This window comes from Candidatus Hydrogenedens sp., assembly GCA_035378955.1.
GTDB lineage: Bacteria > Hydrogenedentota > Hydrogenedentia > Hydrogenedentales > Hydrogenedentaceae > Hydrogenedens.
On record DAOSUS010000109.1, the window covers coordinates 1 to 7,869 of the forward strand.

Consider the following 7,869-nt stretch of genomic DNA (forward strand, 5'->3'; position numbering starts at 1 on the left):
TGCCTGCGGGTAGTGTGGTTAGCCAGAATCCAGCGGGCGGAGCACAAGTGCCGCCAGGCAGTGCTGTGGATTTAGTCATATCCACAGGACCGTGTCCAGTTACAGTACCTAATGTAGTTGGCATGAGCCAGTCTAATGCGGAGAGTGCGATAACAGAAGCAGGGTTAACCGTGGGGACGGTAAGTCAGCAATGTAGTAATACAATTCCTGAAGGCGTTGTAATCAGTCATAGCCCATTAAGTGGAGTTCAACTACCACCCGGTAGTTCTGTAGATTTAACTGTATCTACAGGATTATGTCCTATTCAGATAGATAGTATAGAAGAGTTGCAGAAGATAGGGAACGACCCTGACTATCCTCTCAATAGAGATTATGAATTGACACAGGATATAGATGCCAGTAATACAATAAGCTGGAATAGTGGAGCCGGATTTTCACCGATTGGAACAATAGGGAATCCCTTCACGGGTACATTTGACGGGAAGGGGTATAAGATAACGGGATTGTATATTAACCGTTCAGGAACAGATTATGTCGGATTATTTGGTTATATCTCAGGCAAAATAAATAATTTAGGTATAGAAAATTGTCAGATTACAGGTAAGGATTATGTGGGAGGTCTTGCAGGTCATAATTTAGCCACAATCTCGAATTGCTATAGCACAGGCTCAGTAATAGGTGATAATGATGTCGGCGGTCTTGTGGGTAATAACAGCAGCATTGCCTCAGTTTCGAAATGTTATACGAATTGCACGGTATCGGGTAGCGGTTATTTAGTTGGTGGTCTGGTGGGAGATAATTATGGTTCGGTATCAAATTGCTATAGCACAGGTTCGGTGTCAGGTAACAGTGATTTTGTTGGTGGTCTGGTAGGCTATAATTATTATGGTACGACATCATATTGTTATAGCACAGGCGTTGTGTCGGGCAGTGGTGTTAATGTAGGTGGACTGATAGGCATAAAAGAAGGAGGCTCGGTATCAAATTGTTACTGGGATATAGAGACTTCGGGACGGAGTAGTTCTGCGGGTGGTACAGGAAAAACCACAGCAGAAATGAAACAACAAGCCACTTATGTCGGCTGGGATTTTGTAAATATATGGGGTATCGTAGAGAATACAATCTATCCCCGTTTTCTATGGCAATTTGTAGTTCCAGAAATAACTGGCATGACACAGAGTGCAGCGGAAAGTGCCTTAACAGAAGCAGGATTTACCGTAGGAACGGTAAGTCAGCAATGTAGTAATACAATTCCTGAAGGCGTTGTAATCAGTCATAGCCCATTAAGTGGAGTTCAACTACCACCCGGTAGTTCTGTAGATTTAACTGTATCTACAGGATTATGTCCTATTCAGATAGATAGTATAGAAGAGTTGCAGAAGATAGGGAACGACCCTGACTATCCTCTCAATAGAGATTATGAATTGACACAGGATATAGATGCCAGTAATACAATAAGCTGGAATAGTGGAGCCGGATTTTCACCGATTGGAACAATAGGGAATCCCTTCACGGGTACATTTGACGGGAAGGGGTATAAGATAACGGGATTGTATATTAACCGTTCAGGAACAGATTATGTCGGATTATTTGGTTATATCTCAGGCAAAATAAATAATTTAGGTATAGAAAATTGTCAGATTACAGGTAAGGATTATGTGGGAGGTCTTGCAGGTCATAATTTAGCCACAATCTCGAATTGCTATAGCACAGGCTCAGTAATAGGTGATAATGATGTCGGCGGTCTTGTGGGTAATAACAGCAGCATTGCCTCAGTTTCGAAATGTTATACGAATTGCACGGTATCGGGTAGCGGTTATTTAGTTGGTGGTCTGGTGGGAGATAATTATGGTTCGGTATCAAATTGCTATAGCACAGGTTCGGTGTCAGGTAACAGTGATTTTGTTGGTGGTCTGGTAGGCTATAATTATTATGGTACGACATCATATTGTTATAGCACAGGCGTTGTGTCGGGCAGTGGTGTTAATGTAGGTGGACTGATAGGCATAAAAGAAGGAGGCTCGGTATCAAATTGTTACTGGGATATAGAGACTTCGGGACGGAGTAGTTCTGCGGGTGGTACAGGAAAAACCACAGCAGAAATGAAACAACAAGCCACTTATGTCGGCTGGGATTTTACAGATAGATGGGATATTATCGAAACATGTAGTTACCCTTGGTTAAAAGAAATAACAAATCCTTACCTTGTTCAGGTGCCCAGTGTGGTTGACTTAACGCCAGCAAGTGCAGAAGCATTACTAACAGGAATGGGGTTAAGATTAGGCACAGTAACTCAACAATGCAGTAATATAATTGTCGAAGGTAGAATAGTAAGCCAATCTCCGGGTTCTGGTTTACAGATAGTTCCGTGTGGTATGGTGGACATAGTTGTTTCCACAGGTCCATGCATTGAAGGCGAAGGTTCAGTAGAGGGGACACCTGAAGGAACACCGGAAGGGACTGCAGAAGGTGAAGGAATTACTGAAGGTGAAGGTGTTGTTGAAGGCATACCAGAAGGAACATTGGAAGGAGAAGGTATTACTGAAGGGACAACGGAAGGCGAAGGAATAGTTGAAGGTGAGGGCATGATTGAAGGTATTCCGGAAGGAACTCCAGAAGGAGAAGGAATTCCAGAGGGTATAGCGGAAGGTGAAGGTGTTCCTGAAGGCATAGTTGAAGGAGCTACTGAAGGTGAAGGTACTGCAGAAGGTTCTGTAGAAGGAACATCGGAAGGCACGCTGGAAGGAGAAGGTATAGTTGAAGGCACACCCGAAGGAACAACGGAAGGGACACCCGAAGGTGCAGTAGAGGGTACGCCCGAAGGCACACTGGAAGGCGAAGGAGTTACAGAAGGTGAAGGAGAAGGAGGAGTACCTCCTCACCATAGTGCAGACCAAGATGGAGATGGGCAAATAAGCCTATCGGAATTATTGCGCATAATCCAGTTCTTCAATTATGGAGCATATCATTGTGATTCCTTCGGAGAAGATGGTTATGCACCGGGTCCAGGTGACCAGAGTTGTCATCCGCATGCCTCTGACTATAATCCGTCGGATTGGAATATATCGTTAAGTGAATTATTGCGATTAATCCAATTCTTCAACAGCGGTGGTTATCATCCCTGTCCGGAAGACCCTGAAAGCGAAGATGGCTATTGCCCCGGCTCAGGGTTATGAATAAGTATGTCAATATCTTGTGAGTAAGTAATAGATGGGCGGACTTGCAAGTCTGCCCATATTTTTTGGTTATTAAATATCGTTTCAATTTTAAGAGGACACGAAGGAATATTACATAAAGGAGACAGGGGTGTAGATGCAAAAGATTTTTCTCTCCTACATTGTGAATTTTGTGTAGGGTCTCTGTATTCTTTGTGGTAAAAGAATAAACCTTTAAAAATATCAGAGGTGAGGACGCTTCAACTACATAAGGGCAAGGGCAGGAAAGAAATCACAGACAAAAATGTCTGTGCTATATTGGAGGCACTTTCTATCTATTTTTAATAGATGCAATTTTAATGATAATGGAAACTATTTTTTCTTTCACAGGTCAAAATATTTAGATTTAAGTTAAGGGTATATTCAGATATGAAATATAAACAGTTTATTTTACTATTTTTTATATGGCTTGTTAATTGTAATTTTTCTTTTTGCGATGAAATAACAATGCCTAAAATGAATCAGATTCAGGTGATTGGAACGCATAACAGTTATCATAAACGCCCTCAATACCTTTCTTGGGCGAAAGAGTATGTAAAAGAAACAAAAGATTGGGATTATGAACATTTACCTTTAGATTTACAATTAAATAATGGCGTCCGCAGTTTTGAATTAGATATTCACAACACACCTGAGGGCTGGAAAGTTATGCATGTGCCGAAATTTGATGACACAAGCACATGCTTGAATTTACAAGAATGTTTGAGGACTATACGCGAATGGTCAGACCAAAATCCATGGCATGTTCCTATTAGTGTATTGATAGAATGGAAAGATGAAGGACCTGTGATTGATAAGCGTATAACAATCCCGACAAAGGAGGATATTGAACGAATTGAAGAAGATATACTTGCTGTATGGAGTAAAGATAGGATAATCACACCGGACAGTGTCCGTGGAGATTTTAAGACACTGGAAGAAGCAATATTAAATAAAGGTTGGCCTACTTTAGATGAAGTGCGAGGAAAAATCATGTTTATATTCCATAACAGGGAAAAATTAAGAGAGATGTATCTCGACGGTCATCCAAACTTAGAAAACCGACTGATGTTTGTTAATTCACGCCCCGGTGAACCTTACTCTGCAACCGTAATAATAGATAATCCTTTTCATGAAGAAATACCTATATGGGTCCAAAAAGGATACTTTATTCGTGTTTTTGGAGGTAATCCAAAATCCCAGAAAGCATTTTCATGCGGAGCACAAGTTATCTCCACAGATAATCCTCCAGGAGAACCTTATCAAAAAACAGGTTACCAGACAATATTTCCCGATGGTTCTACTGTCCGCTGGAATCCCATAAATGGACCTACTGATAACACAATCCCTCCTGAGAAAAAATAACTTTCATCATCTTTACCTGTTACACCACGATATAGTCAAAGGTAAAGATAGGTTAACTATCATGTATTAAAAAAAATACTCTTACAACCTTATCCAGATATTTTTTAATTTATTCTCATTCTATTAAATCGCAAGGAAACACTGAATTTATCTTTACACAGACAGACAAATTATGCTATATATGCCTTTTCCAGAAATACTGTGTCCAAAACGGACGGGAATCAATTATACGCAGATTAAGTAGTTTTTCAGTCCACTGTTGAAGTAATAGTTTATGTAAAGTAAAGGAGGTTTCAGGGTCAGGAAGATTTTTTAGCCATTCATGTTCTACCTGTTCTTTTTCTTCAAAAAATATAGGAAATGTATTTTTAGGGTCTTTCATTACTAACCGCTGGAATTTTTCATGTGTCCACCAGAAAACATTATTTAGTTCGTTATTGGTATTGCAAAATTTTTCACTCAGAGGTTGCAATATATCGACAGGCTTGAATAGGCTGATACAGGGAGTTGATGTAGCCGTAACCCAATGTAAACAATGTTTTGACGAAAGTTCCGAAACCCATGATGATGTAGTCTGATAGTTAAGAAATAGTCCACCGGCATGCATACACGGGGCATCCATTCCGCCATGTAACCAGTGATATTGGGGATAAATATTTCCGTCTTTGTGAAGTCTCAAAAGTTTGAACATATCGGGAATGGTTGGGTTATTTCCAATAGATTGTTCAATAGCATTTCTCCGTTTAACACACTGTGTAAATTGGCTTTTTACTTTATCCTCAAATTTCTCTTTAAAACCCTTTATTGTCAGTCCATTTGAAATGGAACGCGCACCCTGTATTTTTTCTATCTCATAGTATTTATCCGCAGTTTCAAGAACATAGGCTTCATAAGGGTCAGCAACGATAAAACTATTGTGATAGTAGATGTTTTTTCTAAATCCACAGTTTCCGCCCTGTCCATAGATTTCTATAAGTTGAATAATAGTTTCACATGCCTGTTTTGCAGATGTAGAACGCTCTAAAGCAAGACGCAGTAGGTCCATCCCTGTTAAACCTGTTTTCGCATAGGGTTGATTGGTAAAAACCGCTTCATTACCGATAGTAACCCCAAATTCATTTGTTCCCATTTCAGCACCCCACATCCATGTAGGTTTGCTTATTAAAATAGCATAGGTCTCACGAACTTGAGGTATGGTTATATAGGTGCATTTAAGCAGTTCACCTTCTAAATGATTTCGCCTTGGTTGCCAAAAAAGTACTTGCGGTTCATTTACCTCACGATCCGAATTTTTTGCAAACAATACTTTATTGCCATATACATATACAACCGTATCACACATATTATTTGGTCACAGGTAAAAGATGATATTTTCCCAAGCCAAAAACAGTTCCCTTTCCTATATGTAAAGATTCTCCCCAACAAAGAATTTCAAGAATATCAGAAGGTATGTGTTCATATTCTATCGAGCCAATAAAACCACCCATTATAACTTTTCTATCTTGACGAGAGGAATAGCGTACCCAGTCTTGCCACTGGAAAGATGAATTCGTGGGTTGAAGAGTTTTAGAAATTTCGATAAGTGGAACAACATCTTTTTCCAGGTATCCTCCACAGAAAAAATATTGAAGTAAAGTTAATCTGCGGAGCAAGTTGGGTAGAATGTAAGGGATATCTCCTGTATCGTGCAGATTTCCATCAATAATTAACCTTGTTGGTGTTAGGTAGCTAATCTTAATATTCTTTTCATGTTGAAGAGAATCCCTTTTGTTTCTAATATTTCCAATGGTAAATGAATAGGGGTTCCCTAAAAATTCATTATCTTCTGACGAGTATAGAGGTATCCATTGGCCCTCATTTGATAAATAATCAAGAGAAATTAATTTAGATTTTCCTCGTCCTTTCCCAAAACCTTCTTCAGCCATAACATTTAGTGCATAGATAAAGTGAGGTAAGAAATCTATCGCTCTGCCAATAAGAGTTAAATTACATATAAATTTTTCTCCAGGCTCATATTGTTCTTTTGAATCAAGGGGAGGTTCAAGGATATAAGGATGAGGTGCTTTTGGATATTTTTTCATTATTTCAGACGATTTAGGGATAGGTGTTTCAAAGCACACACTATAAGCACATTTTTCTCGAATAGGACACTCTGGGCAGGAAAATCGTTTAAGAGCACAGGAAACTTTTTTTAATGCATGTCCCAATGCACCTCGTATCATCGAACCTTTATATTCAGGAACTAATAAAGGCTCTTCTGCTAAAAAAGTAATCCTTTGAATTGTAAAACTAAGTTGTTCAAACATCTATATTTGTTCCAGATATTTTTCATTTATGTTTTTAATAATCTCACTGAAAATATCATAAGGATTATTATCAGATATTTGTATTCCTATAGATTTAATTAATCCCTGTAAAATATTAAGTATGTCTTCATTGTTGTTTTTTTCAATCTGTTGTTTTGATATGGGTTCAAAACCATGAGCAATGATAGAATTATTTCTCATATTTGAAAATTCATTTAGTTTTTTAATTGTGTCTGAGAGACCTTCGAAATTAATTTTTGATTTACTATTTGCACTACCTCTTTGTGCTAAGAAATCTACGGATGCATTAAGAAATGGGGAACTTGGAATAATATGCTCCTTGGTTACTTTGTCTTTTAAACCATATTCATTACTATTATTTCTAAGATGGTATATAAAATCTTTATCATTTCTAGCCCATTCTATAAACTTATTTTTGAAATCTGTTGTTATCTTGTTCCAAGAGCATTCTATAATATCTATTAATGCATATTGCATAACAGCCTCTTTGATTCTCCATACCCTACCAATAAAGTTTGCACATTCATTCCTCTTCCACATAATAACGGCGTTCCAATAAATCTCGTTAAACACTGCTTCGGGGCTTTTTGGAAATAAGTTATCGGCATCCTCTTGGAGTATTCCGATATTTTCATAAGATGATAATTCCGAATAAGATTGATTAGTGTCCGATATACATTGCTTGTAATTATAAAAATCAAAGTCCATACGGTAACAAGCACATTCGGCAAGTTTTCTTATAATTTGTGGATAATTTTCATTTTTATTTATTGCATCAAAATCATAGTTTTCAGCAAGTCGTTGAAGGGCTTTATGCTCATAGTTTTTTATTATATATTTGCCTATGTTCAAACTTTTGATTGTAGTCTCATTTTCAGGTTTATAAATGAATTGAACTCTTTCATTAAAATATTTTATGCAATTTAATATAAGGGCTGTGTTTATTTGTGGAGTTCCCCCTGTAATCTCTGCATATACCTCAT

5 protein-coding genes are annotated in these 7,869 nt (G+C 38.1%); 2 read left to right on the top strand and 3 right to left on the bottom strand.

The annotated features are described in order from the left end of the window. Nucleotides 1–3,176, top strand: a 3,176-nt coding sequence (locus PLA12_13950) for a PASTA domain-containing protein (protein ID HOQ33590.1), incomplete at its 5' end; no start/stop codon positions are given. Between the two features lie 408 nt (nt 3,177–3,584). Beyond that, on the top strand, nt 3,585–4,559 hold the full coding sequence (locus PLA12_13955; protein HOQ33591.1) for a Ca2+-dependent phosphoinositide-specific phospholipase C: 975 nt from the start codon (nt 3,585–3,587) through the stop codon (nt 4,557–4,559). A gap of 175 nt (nt 4,560–4,734) precedes the next feature. Here PLA12_13955 and PLA12_13960 read toward each other — a convergent pair whose 3' ends face one another. From PLA12_13960 to PLA12_13970, 3 genes are all read right to left on the bottom strand, one after another. After that, nucleotides 4,735–5,862 carry a C69 family dipeptidase gene (locus PLA12_13960; protein ID HOQ33592.1) on the bottom strand — a complete coding sequence of 376 codons (1,128 nt, stop codon included), beginning with the start codon at nt 5,860–5,862 and terminating at the stop codon, nt 4,735–4,737. Between the two features lie 40 nt (nt 5,863–5,902). Then, on the bottom strand, nt 5,903–6,865 hold the full coding sequence (gene cas6, locus PLA12_13965) for a CRISPR system precrRNA processing endoribonuclease RAMP protein Cas6 (GenBank protein ID HOQ33593.1): 963 nt from the start codon (nt 6,863–6,865) through the stop codon (nt 5,903–5,905). Beyond that, the coding region (locus PLA12_13970) for a hypothetical protein (protein HOQ33594.1) at nt 6,866–7,869 on the bottom strand (1,004 nt) is incomplete at its 5' end.

Bases quoted from the DNA above. Each gene is read 5' to 3' on its own strand.
- cas6 (HOQ33593.1), bottom strand. From the start codon at position 6,865: ATGTTTGAACAACTTAGTTTTACAATTCAAAGGATTACTTTTTTAGCA.
- PLA12_13955 (HOQ33591.1), top strand. From the start codon at position 3,585: ATGAAATATAAACAGTTTATTTTACTATTTTTTATATGGCTTGTTAAT.